Source organism: Nocardia brasiliensis NBRC 14402 (genome assembly GCF_000308475.2).
In the GTDB taxonomy this organism is placed as follows: Bacteria; Actinomycetota; Actinomycetes; order Mycobacteriales; family Mycobacteriaceae; genus Nocardia; species Nocardia brasiliensis.
Window position 1 is genome coordinate 175,103 of record NZ_BAFT02000098.1, and the last position, 14,757, is coordinate 189,859.

The following is a 14,757-nucleotide window of genomic DNA, read 5'->3' on the forward strand; positions in this document are numbered from 1 at the left end:
AACGGAGATTCCCATGGCTTTCGACTACACAGCCCATTTCGAGAGAAAGATCGACGACATCCGGTCCTCGGGCCAGTACCGGACCTTTGTGGAAATCGAACGCCTGGCCGGGCGGTTTCCCCAAGCGGTGCACCATCATCGGGACGGCCTGCGCGAGATCACGGTGTGGTGCAGCAACGATCACCTCGGCATGGGTCAGTTCCCGAAGGTCGTCGAGGCCATGCACCGCTCGATCAATCGCTCCGGTGTCGCGGCGGGCGGATCGCGCAACATCTCCGGCAACAACCACACCCACATCCTGCTGGAACGGGAAGTGGCGCAACTCCATCGGAAAGAAGCCGGCCTGACGTTCATCACCGGGTACGCGGTGAACGATGCCGTGCTCGGGGTGCTCGGCAAGCACCTGCCCGGGGTGATCTTCTTCTCCGACGAGCAGAACCACGCGTCGATGATTCTCGGCATGCGGGCCTCGCGGGCCGAGCGGCAGATCTTCCGGCACAACGATGCGGCCCATCTCGACGAGCTGCTCGCCGCCGCCGATCCGGACCGGCCCAAGGTGGTCGCGTTCGAATCCATCTACTCGATGGACGGCGATATCGCGCCGATGCCCGAATTATGTGCCGTGGCAAAGAAACACGGCGCGCTGGTGTACGTCGACGAGGCGCATTCGGTCGGCATGTACGGTCCCGAGGGGCTCGGCATGGCGGCGCAGATGGGCTGTGCGGACCAGGTCGATCTGCTGATGGGCACCTTCGCCAAGGGCTACGGCACGCTCGGCGGCTACCTGACCGGTCCGGCGGCGATCCTCGACGCGGTGCGCAGTTTCGCGCCCGCGTTCATCTTCACCCTCGCCATGCCGCCCGCCCTCGCGGCCGCCGCGCTGGCCAGCGTGCGGCACCTGCGCGAGTCGGACAACGAGCGCATCCTGCTGTACCACCGCGCCCAGCTGCTGCAGGGCCTGCTGATGGACGCCCAGATTCCGTTGGTGTCCACCGAAAGTCACATCGTTCCCGTTCTCGTAGGCGATCCGCACAAATGCAAACAACTGGCCGACATCCTGCTCGAAGAACACCACCAATACGCGCAACCGATCAACTTCCCGTCGGTCGCGCGCGGCACCGAACGCCTGCGGATCAACCCCTCACCGGTGCACAGCCCCGCCGCGGTACACAAGTTCGCCGAGATCATAGATTCCGTCTGGTCGCAGCTGAACCTGCCCCGCCGCCCCGCCCGACCGGTCGCCGCCCTCGACACCCTGGAGAAGGTCTCGGTATGACCGTCGAGGCGCGGCCCACCCGACTCCGGAACCTGCATCCGGTGGCGGACGCTGAGCCCACAACGCCGTGGGCTCAGCACGTCCTCCTCTATGCGGCGTTCTTCCTGATGGGCGCGGAGATGTATCTGGTCGCACCGATGCTGCCGGATATCGCCGAGTCGCTGCACGCCTCGGTGGCCGCCACGGCCACCATCGTGACCGCCTACGTGCTCGTCTACGCCGTTGCCGGGCCGCCGTTCGGCATCCTCGCCGACCGCTATCCGCGGCGCTGGTCGATCCTGCTCGGCTCGCTGGTGTTCATGCTCGGCAATCTGGCCTGCGCCGTGGCGGGCTCGCTGACCATGCTGGTCGCGGGCCGCGGCATCACCGGCCTCGGCGCCGCGATCGCCGCGCCCGCGATCTGGGCCTACCTCGCCGAACGTACGCCGCAGCATCAGCGCGGGCGGGTGATCTCGCTCGGTGCGAGCGTCTATTCGCTCGGGCAGGTCCTGGGCGTCCCGCTCGGCGCGGCGCTCGCCGCGCTCACCAGCTGGCGGTGGCCGTTCCTGGCCGTCGGCCTACTGATGATCGTGACGTCGGCGGTGCTGTACGTCCGGCTCGAGCACGTGCCGGTCACCGGGCGGTCGCGCGGTTTCCGCGCGCTGCTCGCGCCCTGGCGCCAGCCCCGAATCAGCTTGGGGCTCATCGCCACTCTCTTCCTGCAAGCCGCCAGGCTCGGCGCCTACACCTTCGTGGGGGTGATCTACGCGCAGCGCTTCGGCTTCGGCCTCAGCGCGCTCGGCCTGGTCGGTCTGCTCGTCGGCGCCGGATCGCTGGTCGGATCACTCAGTGCCGGAACGATTCTCGACCGGCTGCACCGGCGCGGGGTCAGCGGAGTGTGGGTTTCCGTATTCGCCGCGGTGGCGTTCATCCCCTGTGCCGTGGTCGCGTTGACCAACAACCAGGTGATCGTCGCGCTGGTCGCCTTGACCCTCTGGTGCGTTTTCGGCGGGGCCTTCTACTCCAGCCAGCAGGCTTACCTGTCCTCCGCCGACCCGACCCAGCGCGCCTCCGTCGTCGCCTGGAACAACTCGATGATGAACGCGGGCATCGCCATCGGCACCACCCTGCTGGGCGCCCTCACGGTCGGCGGCGCGGTCTTCGCCGCGTGTACCGCGGTGCTCGGCCTCATCGCGGCCGTGGTGTCGGCCGCCCTGCTCGCACTCCTTCGAAAGGAACGTCAGCCAGCATGATTCCCGCCTCCGCCGCGGTGGCCCCGAACCGGGCCGCCCTCCCCGTTGCCGCGTGGGCCCTGGGCCCCTACATCTACGACGCCGACGGCAAGGACTATCTCGACGGCTCCTCCGGGGTGCTGAACGTCAATGTCGGGCATGCCCACCCCACCGTGCTGCGCGCCGTCGAAAACCAGCTCCAGCAACTGACTTTCGTGCATCGCACGCAGTTCCGCAACGAGCCCGCCCGCCAGCTCACCGAGCGGCTGCTCGCCATCGCGCCCGCGGGCACCGCCGCCATCGAGTACAGCAACTCCGGCTCCGAGGCCAACGAGTGCGCACTGCGGCTGGCCTTCGCCTGCCAGCATCGGCGCGGCGATACCCAGCGCACCGTGATCCTGTCCGAAGAGCCCAGCTACCACGGGATGACAGCGGCCGCACTGTCCATCACCGGCAGCCCGAACAAGCGCGACGCCTCGGTCGAGGCCCTGCTCGGCACCCCGAGCCCGAACCGAGTGCTGGTGCGTCCCAAGCCCGGACGGCGCCGGGCGACCCACGAGGAGTGGGCGCAGGCCATTCTCAATGTCGGGCCGTCGAAGGTCGCGGCCATCGTCATCGAACCGCTCGGCGGCGCCTCCTCCGGCGCGGCCCCGATCGACGTGGAGACGATGCACTGGCTGCGCCGGGAGACGCAGAACAACGGCATCGTGCTCATCGCGGACGAGGTGATGTCCGGCTTCGGGCGCACCGGAAAGTGGTGGGCCTGCGACCATGCCAATATCGCCCCCGACATCCTCACCTCGGGCAAGGGCGTCACCGGCGGCTACACCAGCCTGGCGGTGACCATGGTCTCCAGCACCGTGACCACCGCGATCGCCGAACCGCTCGGCCCGATCGCGCTGGGCCACACCATGTCCGCGAATCCGCTCGCCTGCGCGGCGGCCAACGCGGTGCTCAGCGTGCTCGAAGACGAGTCGCTGCTGGACAATGCCGCCGAGGTCGGCGCGCTGCTCGGCGCCGAGCTGACCAAGCTGTGCGGGCACTACCCGGAGTTGCTCTCCGACCAATCGGGCATCGGCCTGATGCGTGCGCTGCATGTCCGGCCCGGGCAATCGGTGGACACCAACAAGCGAATAGTGGCCGCCGCCAAGGAGAACGGGCTCGTCCTGTGCTCGGCGGGCATCGGCGAGACGACCGACTCGGTGCTCGTCGCGCCGCCGTTGAACAGTTCCCCGGGAATCATCGAAGAACTGGTGGAGCGTCTGGACAAGACGTTGGCCGCGGTGGCAGACGAGCGTCGCCACTGATATCCGGTATCCGAAACCGGTTGTCGATCAGCCGGTTTCGGGTACCGCACCACTGAGAACGAGGAGTACCCGACTATGCGCGCCGTGCCCGACCTGCTCGCCGCGCTGCCGACCAGACTGTGGATCGGCGGCACCGAGGAACCCGCGAGCGACGGCCGCACCTTTCCCGTCGAGAATCCGGCCACCGGCGCGACCCTGCTCGAGGTCGCCGACGCCACGGCCGCCGACGGTGCACACGCGCTCGATGCGGCCGCCGCGGCGCAAGCCGGGTGGGCCCGGACACCGTCGCGCGATCGGGCCGAGATCCTGCGCCGCGCTTGGGAACTCGTCATCGCACAACGTGACGACTTCGCCCTGGTGATGACCCTGGAGATGGGCAAACCGCTGGCCGAGAGCTACGGCGAGGTCACCTACGGCGCGGAGTTCCTGCGCTGGTTCGCCGAGGAGGCCGTGCGCGTACACGGCCGATACACGCACTCCCCCACCGGCACCGGACGCATCCTGGTCACCAAGCGGCCGGTCGGCCCGACCCTGGCCATCACCCCGTGGAACTTCCCGCTGGCGATGGGCACCAGGAAGATCGCGCCCGCGCTCGCCGCGGGCTGCACGATGGTGCTCAAACCGGCCGCGGAGACACCACTGACCATGCTGCTGCTCGGGCAGGTCTTCGCCGACGCGGGGCTGCCCGCGGGCGTGCTGTCGATCGTGCCGACGAGCGACGCGGCCCGGCTCACGGACCCGATGTTCCACGACGACCGGCTCCGCAAGGTGACCTTCACCGGCTCCACGGCTGTCGGCAAACACATACTGGCACAATCGTCTTCGCGCGTCCTGCGCACCTCGATGGAACTCGGCGGCAACGCGCCGTTCCTGGTGTTCGCCGACGCCGATATCGACGCCGCGGTGGACGGCGCCATGGCCGCGAAGATGCGCAACACCGGCGAGGCCTGTACGGCGGCCAATCGCTTCCTGGTCGCGGACGCGGTGCGCGGGGAGTTCACCGCGAAGCTGACCGACCGCATGCGGGCATTGAAGATCGGCGCGGGCGACTCGGACGGAGTCCAAGTCGGGCCGTTGATCAGCGCGAAACAGCGCGGCACCGTGTCCGAGCTGGTCCAGGACGCGACGGACAAGGGCGCGCGGGTCACTACGGGCGGCGCGAGCCTGCCCGGCGCAGGCTACTTCTACGCGCCGACCGTGCTGACCGAGGTGCCGCCCACTGCCCGCATCCTGCGCGAGGAGGTGTTCGGCCCGGTCGCCGCGATCACCGGATTCGCCGACGAGGACGCCGCGATCGCCGCCGCCAACGACACCGAATATGGTTTGGCCGCATACCTTTACACCACCGACCTGGATCGCGCGCTGCGGGTCGCCGAGCGCCTCGAAGCCGGCATGGTCGGCATCAATCGCGGCGTCGTCTCCGATGTGGCCGCGCCGTTCGGCGGCGTCAAGGCATCCGGCCTCGGCCGGGAAGCGGGCACCGAGGGCATCGAGGAGTACCTCGAAACCACCTACCTCGCGCTGCCGTAACCGCCGGGAATATAACCCACGCGCGGATCACCCGTCGCACTTTCACCGACTGGGCAGCGGAACGTTATTCCTTGTTGCCCAATCGAATTCGTGTCGTTACCATCCGAATTAAAAGGTAAATATTGATAATTCTGCTGCGCGCGGGGAGTTAGCGGGCATACGATCTGAGCTGTTCGAAACACACTGTCGGGTAACCAGATTCACCTGTGTTCAAACCCAGTTCGCGACCGGCTCGCACGCCGATCGCCGGTCCGTTGTGAACAATCCGAGGACTCGAACGCTCCACTATCGAACGTCCCGGGACAATTTCTAGGTGAGGATCAGCCATGACAATGGAAATGTCCGCACATACCGAGACGACTGTGCGCAGGAGTCTCAGTACCACTGCCGCACACCAGTTGTCGACCACCACCAAGTCCGAACCGCAGATGCAGGGTATCACCTCGCGCTGGCTCACCCGCATGCTGCCATGGACGCAGGTCAACGGCGGTGTGTACCGGGTAAACCGGCGCCTCACGCACACCGTGGGCAACGGCGAGGTCGAGTTCGCCGTGGACGGCTCCACCGCCAAGGTGATCCCGCTGGAACTGTGTGAACTGCCCGCACTGCACGATTTCACCGACGAGGATGTGCTGCGCGCACTGGCCCGCCGGTTCGAACAGCGCGAATTCGAACCCGGCAGCGTGGTAGCCGAATTCGGCAATCCGATGAATCAGGTCATGTTGATCGTGCACGGAAAATTGAGCAAGCTCGGCTCCGGGGAATACGGTGAAAACACACTCCTCGGCATGCTGGCCGGTGGCAATTTCTTCGGCGATCAGAGTCTCACCGACTCGTCCGCCATTTGGCCGGTCACCGTCAAGACACAAACCAAAACCACGATGCTGGTGCTGAGCCGGTCGGCGCTGGAGGAAATACTCGACAACGCGCCCGCGCTGCGCGAGCACTTGGCCCGGGTCGCCGACGCCTCGTCACGGCCGCAGAACAAACAGGGCGAGGCCGCGATCGAGATCTCGTCCGGGCACAGCGGCGAGCCCGAATTGCTCGGCACCTTCGTCGATTACGACGCCAGCCCGCGCGAATACGAACTGAGCCTGGCGCAGAGCGTCCTGCGCGTGCACACCAGGGTCGCCGACCTGTTCAACGATCCGATGAACCAGACCCAGCAGCAGTTGCGGCTCACCATCGAGGCGCTCTACGAACGCCGCGAATACGATCTGCTCAACAACACCGACTTCGGCCTGCTGCACAACTGCGATCTCAAACAACGCATCTACACCGAGTCCGGCCCGCCCACCCCGGACGACATGGACGAACTGCTCAGCATGCGCCGCAGCACCAAACTCTTTCTCGCACACCCGAAAGCCATCGCCGCCTTCGGACGCGAATGCAGCAAACGCGGCCTCTACCCGGACCCTGTCGACGTGGACGGCCACCGCGTACCCGCCTGGCGCGGCGTCCCGATCTTCCCGTGCGGCAAGATCCCGGTCAGCGACACCGCGACCACCACGATCCTGGCCATGCGCACCGGCGAAAAAGACCAAGGTGTCATCGGCCTGCACCAGACCGGGCTGCCGGACGAGTACGAGCCCAGCCTGAACGTGCGGTTCAAGGGGATCGATGATCAGTCGATCATCTCGTACCTGGTCAGCTGCTACTACTCCGCCGCCGTGCTGGTGCCCGACGCGCTCGGCGCGCTGGACAACGTCCTGGTCGCCCGGCCCACCGACTGACCGCCGTACAGCACCGTTCCCGGCGGGGTGGACCAGCCGTCCCCCGCGTCACGACCCGATTGGGGGAGGTGGGTGGACCGATGGTCGAGAGCACGTCGGCGGCGGGTCGCACGGCAACGGAGATTCTGACGAATGTCCGCGGACTGTGTGAGCCACTGCTGCGCGAAGCGGTGGGCACCCGGCCCGAACCGCTGGATCACATGGGCGGCTATCACTTCGGCTGGTGGGATGCCGCCGGCACCTCGACGCCGCAGCCCGTCGGAAAGGCGCTGCGACCCGCGCTCACCGTCTGTACAGCGATCGCGTGCGGCGGCACCGCGCACGCCGCGGCGGCCGCGGCCGCCGCGGTGGAACTCGTGCACAACTTCACGCTCCTGCACGACGACGTCATGGATGGCGACGAGGTCAGGCGTGGGCGGCCCGCCGTCTGGAAGATGTGGGGCAGCGCCGATGCGATCCTGCTCGGCGACGCGCTACACGCCCTCGCGGCACGGGTTCTGGTGGCCGGACTACCCGGGGCCACGGCGACAGCGGCGCTCGCCGCACTCGAAATGGCGATTATCGAGATGTGCCGTGGCCAGCACGAGGACTGTCGTCTGGGCGCGGGTGGCCGCACGGGATTGGACGAGTACACCCGCATGGTCATGGGGAAGACCGGCGCCCTCATGGGGTGCGCCTGCGTGCTCGGCGCACTGTGCGCACAGGCCGACCGGACCACGGTGGCGGCCATGGAGACGTTCGGCCGCGAGCTGGGGATGGCGTTCCAGTTCGTCGACGATCTGATCGGCATCTGGGGTGACCCGGCGCTCACCGGGAAACCGGCGAGCGACCTTGCCCGCCACAGCATGTCGCTGCCGGTGGTCTCGGCGCTCGGTTCGGGCACCGCGGCGGCCGCCGACGCTCACCCAGCACCTCGAACACACACCGGCGGAAGGGATCTCATGACAACCACCCGGGTCGAGCAGGCACCCGTCGATCTGGTCGCGACCCGGATCAGAGTCGACGGCGTGCTGGACCGATTCCTGCGCGGCAAGGCGAGCGCCGATCCGACGCTGCCCGGGGAGATCACCGACACGCTGCGCGCATTCCTGTTCGCGGGCGGCAAGCGGATTCGCCCGCTGCTCTGCGTACTCGGCTGGCATGCCGCGCACGGGGCGGCACCGGTGCCGCAGCCGGTGATCCAGGTCGCGGCCGCGCTCGAACTGTTCCACGCGGCGGTGCTGATCCACGACGACATCATCGACAACAGCGACACCCGTCGCGACCACCCCACGGTGCACCGCGCGCTCACCACGCTGCATCCCGAGCGCCGCGACCCGGAACGGTTCGGCAGGCACGCCGCGATCGTCCTCGGCGATCTGGCCATGGTCTGGTCCGCGGAGCTGTTGCACACTGCGCGGCTGACCGCGCGGCAACTGCGCACCGCGCTCGAGGTGCTCGACGGAATGCGCGCGGACGTGATGTACGGCCAGTATCTCGATCTGCTCACCACCGCGTGCCCGTCCGGCGACCTGGACCGTGCGCTCGACATCGTCCGGTACAAGACGGCGTCCTACACCTGCGAACGCCCGCTGGTCCTGGGCGCGCTGCTGGCCGATCCCGCGCCCGGCATTCCCGCGGCGCTCGCCGCGTACGCCCGGCCGCTCGGCGAGGCGTTCCAGCTCCGGGACGATCTGCTCGGCGTCTACGGCGATCCGGCGCGGACCGGCAAATCCAATATCGAGGACCTGCGCGAGGGTAAGCACACCGCGCTGATCGCGCTCGCGTTCACGCACGCGGACGCCGAGCAGTCCGCACGGTTGTCGGCGATGCTCGGCGATCCGTCGCTTAACGAGCAGCAGGCTGCCGAATGCCGCGAAATCCTCGGCGCGACAGCGCTGGGCCGCGTCGAGGGGATGATCCGCACCAGGTCCGAGCAGGCGCATCAGGCGCTCGAGCAAGCCCCGATCCCCCTCGCGGTGATCCGGACATTGCAACACCTCGCGGACGACGCGATCGCCCGCACCGGATAAGGGCACGTCATGCCCGGAGGATGCCGTGCACCGTTGGTGCCCAGGAGAATCGGAGCCCTGTCATGATCGAAGAGATCGGCGTGCCGCTCGCCGTCGGGGTGATCGCGGTACTCGTCTTCGTCGTCGGCGCGCGATTGCGCGCGCTGGTGTGGCGCAAGCCGGAGAACGGGGACTCCGGGTCGGTGACGCTCGAGCTGATCAGCACGCTGTTCATGGCGGTCGCCGCGTTCGTCGTGGTGATCTGCTGGCAGCAGTTCGACAACGCGCACAATCACACCGTCGCCGAATCGAAGTCGCTGGTCGATGTGTACTCGGCGGCGCACGCGATGCCCGAGCCCGCGCACAGCGAAATCCAGGGCCTGGTAGGCGAATACACCGAACAGGTGGTCACCACCGAATGGGCGGTGATGGACCGGGACCGGCGCCTCGATCAGGGCACCCAGGACATCCTCGACACCGTGCGCGATACCGTACTCGCCGTCCAGTCCGAGGATGCCGCGGTCACCGATCAGCGCGAGATCGCCTTGGCGGCACTGGACGCGGTGGCGGCGGCACGGCACGACCGGGCCATGGACGCGCAACTGGGCATGCCCGGATTCCTCTACGGCGCTTTGTGGTTCGGCACGATCCTGCTGCTGTGCAGTTCGGTACTGGCGGGCGTCGAAGTGAGCGCGCGCAGCGTGGCGATGACGGCGCTGCTGGGCGTGGTGATCGGCGCGGCGATCCTGGCGATCTACCGGCTCGACCGGCCGTTCGCCGGCGGAAACGTCGTCTCCAAGGACGCTTTCGAACTGGCGCTGGCCCGCTTCCAGCACATCACCTAGCGGCCCCGGCCAGTCACGAAAGATGGATGTCTGCACATGTCGCTGGATTCCGATGTACCTCGGACCCGCAGGGCTACAAGAGGACTCGCTGTAGTCCCCGTGGCCATCGTCCTACTGACCGGGCACCCCGTGGTGTCCGCCGACCCCCACCCCGGCACCTGGCCACCACTCGGTGAAATCGTCACGGGCAGTGCGTGGCCTGACGGCATCGCTACCGGAAGTGCCTCTGTCGGTGGCGAATTGAGTCTCGGACCGGCATCGGCGGCAGGTTCGCCGCATAGCGGCAGCGCCGGAACGAGCAGTGCCGGAACGGAAGCTTCCAGTAGCGGCATCGAACCCGCCGCCGGCATGGAACTCGCGCTTCCGGAGCCGGCTGCGGCACCTCCGGTCGCCGAGAATCCGCTCGTCACGCCGGATCTGGATTCCGACACCGTGCGTACCGCGTGCGCGGGCAGCGCTGTGGCGGGGCTGTCGTTGATCGTGGCCGGGATCCTCACCGGCAGCGGCAGCGGCAGCGGCTCCAGCCTCGGCTCCAGCTTGTCCGGTCTCGGCAGCGCCGTGGGTAGCGCCGGCGTGGGCAGTGCCGCGGTCGGGAGCGCCGCGGTGGGTAGCGCGGCGGTCGGCAGCGCCATGACCGGCAGCGGGCTGGCCTGCCTGCTCTGGCCCCGGGAGTTGCCGCCGTTCCCCGGCCTCCCCCTGGATCTCACCCCGCCCGCGGTCGCGGCGCCGATCCTGCCGACCCAGTTCCCCGACATCCTCGAAGCCCCACCGATCTCCCCGCCCGTCCCCCGCCGGGAACCGGTCATACTCCCGCCCTCACGCCAACAGGAAGCGGTCCCGCCCACCGGCGACCCGGTCGCCTGGAACATGCTGCAACTCGTCACGGTCATGCTGGTCGTCGTCATCGGCACCGTCCGCACCGGTGCCACCTACATTCGCAGGCACAAACATGAGTAGACACCGCGTTTTGTGCAGGTCTGCGAGTCTCCCCCACTCGCCCCGGGGCCGGGCCGCGGTCGCGCAGCTTCGCGGTGCGCCGGTCTCGGATAGACTGATGCTCTGCTCGAGCCGACCGAGTCGGACGGCAGTCGCATGATGGGGAAACGGTTGACCGACACGGCGAATCAGAAGATGCCCGTATCAGAGGCAGCGCGCAGCGGCGCCGACCGGGGAGTTCGTCGCCGGCGGATCGTGTGGATGTGCGCCGTTGCAGCATTTTTCGTGGTCGGAGCGGCAGCGGTGCCCGCGTGGCTGTACTCCTCCCGTTTCTATCGATTCGATTGGCTCCCGGTGTGGGGGCCTGCGGCGTGCTGGACGATCGCCGTGCTACTCCTCGCCGTACCAGGCCTGGCCCGACGGCGCGAGCCTGGACAGATCAAACCTCCATCGTTGGTCTTCGCCATCGTGGCGGGGGTCGCGATGGTTCCGGTGTGGTCCGTTTCGCTGTTCGTGACCTCCTTCGTCGCCGAGGACAGCGAGGTCGTGGCGGTCGCGGTGAGTTCGGACGGGCACCATGAAGTCGTCACCGAGTCGTACAAGATCTACAACAACCCTCCCGGTTGCCGCGTCCTGCTTCGTGAACGCGGATGGCTGTTCAGTAGACAGGACACAGTCTGGGCGGAAGACGTCTGCCCACAGCACGTCTCGTTCACCGGCGACAGAATGATCGAGGTCGTGACGGTGTCCGGAGAGACCGAGCAGTGGAAGTTCGATGCCGACCGGATGCAGGTGGACAGGATCTACCGGTTCCGCTGAACTCGGGAACCGGTGGGTGGTCTGCAGGGGGGCGGTTGGGTGGTTTTGAGCTGGGTTTTGTTGGAGCTCCTTGCGTTTGGGCTTGTTGGCCGGCTGCCACAGTGGGACGAGCCCGGTTCGGGATACCTGCCGCAGGAGTTACATGGATAGTGCTGAGCGCGTCGTGCGCCGTGCCCGGCTGTAGGCGCACGTCAGGTGCGCCGCGCCATGTCCGGCCAACGTCCAGCAGTCCGGTCTACGATGCCGCCTGCGGCCATCGCCAATTCAGTTGTGTCACAAACAGACACGACATGATCATGTGATGGCCGCCCTACTCATCGGTCGACTCGCCGGGCACATTGTCGTCGCTGAAATCGTATTCATCGACATCGAGCTCAATCCGGAGCGAGGACAGAAACTCCAGCACAGGCAGCGACAGGTGCCATCCCAGCGGCCGAGGTCCTTCCCGCCCACGATCAGCCGACGCCCCGCCAAGCGCGGCATGGACGCCCTCTGGACCGTAGAAGTAGCGCCGGCTCCCCATCACCATGCCCTGGTCCGGGTCCATCTGCAGCCGAGCGGCCATCTCGACCGCCGACAGCATGTCACTCTTCAACGCGAAATAGCAGTACTGACGGGTCCTCATCATCAGCGGGATCCCACCACAACCTACCCAGCCAGCACCAACGGTATTCAAACACCAGCCATAAGGTCCGGCTGGAGGGTTAGGAGAAGAGGGCGGCCGAGGGCCTGAACCAAGCGACAGATAGGTCGAGGGTCACAGAGGGTTCATACGGTTCACAGGGGCTGTAGCCCCTGTGAACCGTATGAAAAGTCTGTGAGCACTGATTCACAGCAGTCGGCACATGTAACGCCCGCGGCAGGCACACAAAACCGGCCTGCCACACATCGGAAGCCAGCCAACAAGCCCAAACGCAAGGAACCCCAACCGAACTCGACCACACCGGCCCACCCGAATCGGCGGTGCGGCGCGTCGGCCGCCAAGCAACGAGCCGTAACGCAGTGACCGATCCCCAAGGCCGAGCTGCTGTCGCCGGCCCGGCGCCCACCGCCATCGCATGCAGACAGCCGGGTGTAATGAGCTGGGCACCCATGGTCCCCGGGGTTAGTCCCGGGTTTGCCAGCCTGCTGGGTCGACGCCGCCGGGGATGGGGGCGGCGGGTTCGTAGGGGGCGCGGGTGAGGATGTAGCTGACGAGTTCGAGGCGTTGGGGGGTGCCTTGGGGGTCGCGGATGATATCGAGGCGTTCGCCGGCGTAGTAGCCGTCCAGGCCGGTCCAGGAGCCGTCGGGTTCGGGCCGGAAGCGGGATTCGCGGCCGCCGTGGGCGAGGGCGGTGAGTTCGAGGTGGCCGTCGGCGCGCAGGCGCAGGGCGAGGGAGGCGGTGCCCCAGTACCAGGTTCCGGTGAGCGCCAACAGGTTCGGGTCCACTTCGATGGCGGGGAGCCATTCTTCGGGCAGGGTGGGTTCGTGTTCGGCCAGGATGTCGAGCAGGCCGGTGGCCAGTTTGCCGCGGATGCCGCCGTAGGTGGTGTTGCACAAGAACAGCACGCCTGTGCGGTCTTTGGGATCGGCCCAGACGGTGGAGATGAAACCGGGCATGGCTCCGGTGTGCCCGGCCAGCCTGCGGCCGTGGTGGCGCTGCAACTGGAAGCCGAGTCCGTAGCCGGAATTCCATTCGTCGCCGTCCTCGACCGTGGCGGGGGCGCGCATCTCCTCGAGGGTGTCGGCGGCGAGCACGTCGCCGGTGTCGCCGCCGACGAACGCGGCCCAGCGCGCCAGATCGCTTACCGTGGACCACAGTTGGCCTGCCGCGCCCATCGCCCCGTTGTCGTGCGACGGCTCGGTCAGCACCACGTCGGCCCACGGGTGCACGGCCGCGCCGGTGGCGTGCGGGGCCACGGGTGCGGCGGTGGTGCGGGCCATGCCCAGCGGGGCAAGGACTTCGGCGCGCAACGCCTCGAACCAGCTCTGCCCGCGCAACCGGGCGACCAGTTCACCGAGCGCGGCGAAGCCGACGTTCGAGTAGTGGAACCGCCGGCCGGCGCGATGCAACAGCGCCTTGCTGCCCGCGTCGACGTCCAAACTGTCCGCGAGTTCGGCCCACTGCGGCCCCGCGGTGCGCTCCCACCAGTCGCCGGGCGATTCGGCGCGCAATCCCGCGGTGTGCGAAAGCAGCTGTGCCACAGTCCGATCCCCGACCGGTGCGCCGGGCACATGCTTGGCCACCGGGTCGGCCAGGTCGAGCTTGCCCTCGTCACGCAACCGCAGCACCATGGTCGCCACCATCGACTTCGTGATCGAGCCGATGCGATACTGGGTGTCGGTGGTCGGCGCGCTCGCACCGACCCGCCCCCTGGCCCCCGACCACACCAGCTGCCCGTCTCGCACCACGGCGGCGATCAGCGAGGGCACCCGATACTCGGCCTGCTCGACGGCAACCCGATGCAGCAACGCCCGCTCGGTCGATGGCAACAGCATCTGCGACTTCCCTTCACACGCTCGGTAATCAGCCCGGCCAACCCCGGGCACGGCAACTCCGCACGATCCGCCCCGCAGTAGGCCGACCTCAGAGTAGCGCCGAGGATGCCGCCCGGCCCGCCCACACGACGGGCTCGCGCCCCCGCAACCAATGCGAGGTCGGCGTAATCCGCGCCGTCATAGGTCGGCGTCGAGGGCAGCGTCGAGGATGTCGCTTCACCCCGCACACGCAGCGCGCTCGTTGGCCCGCAGCCCGACGGAGTGCCGTCGCGGCGCGATCACGCGGTGGGCTGGTGCGCCCGTAGCCAATTGGTGAGGTCGGTTAGGCGGTGGGCTGGTGCGCCCGTAGCCAATTGGTGAGGTCGGTTAGGCGGTGGGGGTGGATGGAGGTGAGGGGGGTCGTGGGCTGGATCTGGGGTGGGGCTCAGGGAGTGGCCGGTGGCGGAGTAGGTGAGGAGAGTGTGGTCGGGGTTGGCGTGGGCGGCGAGGGCCTGGTCGATTCGTCCGTTGCCGTCCGGGTCGAAAGCCGGTTCGATGGCCGGTGTGCCCGCGCCCAGCAGGCCGAGCAACGTCCCGCCATGGAATGCCCACTGCCCCTAGCAGTATCACTCCGCGCACCTTCGGAAGTTC

General features: G+C 67.9%; 11 protein-coding genes. 9 read left to right on the forward strand and 2 right to left on the reverse strand.

Annotated features, from left to right (window positions below; all coding sequences use genetic code 11):
- Window positions 1-13 precede the first annotated feature (13 nt).
- The 9 genes from hemA to TY25_RS42970 all read left to right on the forward strand — a co-directional run bounded on the left by hemA (window position 14) and on the right by TY25_RS42970 (window position 11,648).
- Window positions 14-1,276 (forward strand): 5-aminolevulinate synthase, encoded by a 1,263-nt coding sequence (gene hemA / locus TY25_RS33260; RefSeq protein ID WP_042262914.1) that lies wholly within the window; start codon window positions 14-16, stop codon window positions 1,274-1,276.
- On the forward strand, window positions 1,273-2,508 hold the full coding sequence (locus TY25_RS33265) for an MFS transporter (RefSeq protein ID WP_042262916.1): 1,236 nt from the start codon (window positions 1,273-1,275) through the stop codon (window positions 2,506-2,508). Before hemA ends, TY25_RS33265 begins: the two co-directional genes overlap by 4 nt.
- Window positions 2,505-3,794: an aminotransferase family protein gene (locus TY25_RS33270; RefSeq protein ID WP_042262918.1), complete on the forward strand. Its 1,290-nt coding sequence runs from the start codon at window positions 2,505-2,507 to the stop codon at window positions 3,792-3,794. The genes TY25_RS33265 and TY25_RS33270 overlap by 4 nt, the downstream gene beginning before the upstream one ends.
- Before the next feature lie 75 nt (window positions 3,795-3,869).
- Window positions 3,870-5,324 (forward strand): NAD-dependent succinate-semialdehyde dehydrogenase, encoded by a 1,455-nt coding sequence (locus tag TY25_RS33275; RefSeq protein ID WP_042262921.1) that lies wholly within the window; start codon window positions 3,870-3,872, stop codon window positions 5,322-5,324.
- Between the two features lie 326 nt (window positions 5,325-5,650).
- Window positions 5,651-7,057: a family 2B encapsulin nanocompartment shell protein gene (locus tag TY25_RS33280; protein ID WP_042262923.1), complete on the forward strand. Its 1,407-nt coding sequence runs from the start codon at window positions 5,651-5,653 to the stop codon at window positions 7,055-7,057.
- Window positions 7,058-7,137: 80 nt separating this feature from the next.
- Window positions 7,138-9,069: a polyprenyl synthetase family protein gene (locus tag TY25_RS44290; protein ID WP_226887409.1), complete on the forward strand. Its 1,932-nt coding sequence runs from the start codon at window positions 7,138-7,140 to the stop codon at window positions 9,067-9,069.
- Window positions 9,070-9,131: 62 nt separating this feature from the next.
- Window positions 9,132-9,893: a bestrophin-like domain gene (locus tag TY25_RS33290; RefSeq protein ID WP_042262926.1), complete on the forward strand. Its 762-nt coding sequence runs from the start codon at window positions 9,132-9,134 to the stop codon at window positions 9,891-9,893.
- A gap of 348 nt (window positions 9,894-10,241) precedes the next feature.
- Window positions 10,242-10,850, forward strand: a complete 609-nt coding sequence (locus TY25_RS33295; protein ID WP_042262928.1) for a hypothetical protein — start codon at window positions 10,242-10,244, stop codon at window positions 10,848-10,850.
- A gap of 150 nt (window positions 10,851-11,000) precedes the next feature.
- Window positions 11,001-11,648, forward strand: a complete 648-nt coding sequence (locus tag TY25_RS42970; RefSeq protein ID WP_146154014.1) for a hypothetical protein — start codon at window positions 11,001-11,003, stop codon at window positions 11,646-11,648.
- A gap of 310 nt (window positions 11,649-11,958) precedes the next feature.
- Here TY25_RS42970 and TY25_RS33305 read toward each other — a convergent pair whose 3' ends face one another.
- Window positions 11,959-12,243 (reverse strand): hypothetical protein, encoded by a 285-nt coding sequence (locus TY25_RS33305; protein WP_236639164.1) that lies wholly within the window; start codon window positions 12,241-12,243, stop codon window positions 11,959-11,961.
- Window positions 12,244-12,753: 510 nt separating this feature from the next.
- Window positions 12,754-14,127, reverse strand: a complete 1,374-nt coding sequence (locus TY25_RS33310) for a serine hydrolase domain-containing protein (RefSeq protein ID WP_042262935.1) — start codon at window positions 14,125-14,127, stop codon at window positions 12,754-12,756.
- Window positions 14,128-14,757: the final 630 nt, after the last annotated feature.

Coding starts and splice junctions, on each gene's coding strand:
- hemA (WP_042262914.1), top strand. CDS start 14: ATGGCTTTCGACTACACAGCCCATTTCGAGAGAAAGATCGACGACATC.
- TY25_RS33265 (WP_042262916.1), top strand. CDS start 1,273: ATGACCGTCGAGGCGCGGCCCACCCGACTCCGGAACCTGCATCCGGTG.
- TY25_RS33270 (WP_042262918.1), top strand. CDS start 2,505: ATGATTCCCGCCTCCGCCGCGGTGGCCCCGAACCGGGCCGCCCTCCCC.
- TY25_RS33275 (WP_042262921.1), top strand. CDS start 3,870: ATGCGCGCCGTGCCCGACCTGCTCGCCGCGCTGCCGACCAGACTGTGG.
- TY25_RS33280 (WP_042262923.1), top strand. CDS start 5,651: ATGACAATGGAAATGTCCGCACATACCGAGACGACTGTGCGCAGGAGT.
- TY25_RS44290 (WP_226887409.1), top strand. CDS start 7,138: ATGGTCGAGAGCACGTCGGCGGCGGGTCGCACGGCAACGGAGATTCTG.
- TY25_RS33290 (WP_042262926.1), top strand. CDS start 9,132: ATGATCGAAGAGATCGGCGTGCCGCTCGCCGTCGGGGTGATCGCGGTA.
- TY25_RS33295 (WP_042262928.1), top strand. CDS start 10,242: ATGGAACTCGCGCTTCCGGAGCCGGCTGCGGCACCTCCGGTCGCCGAG.
- TY25_RS33310 (WP_042262935.1), bottom strand. CDS start 14,127: ATGCTGTTGCCATCGACCGAGCGGGCGTTGCTGCATCGGGTTGCCGTC.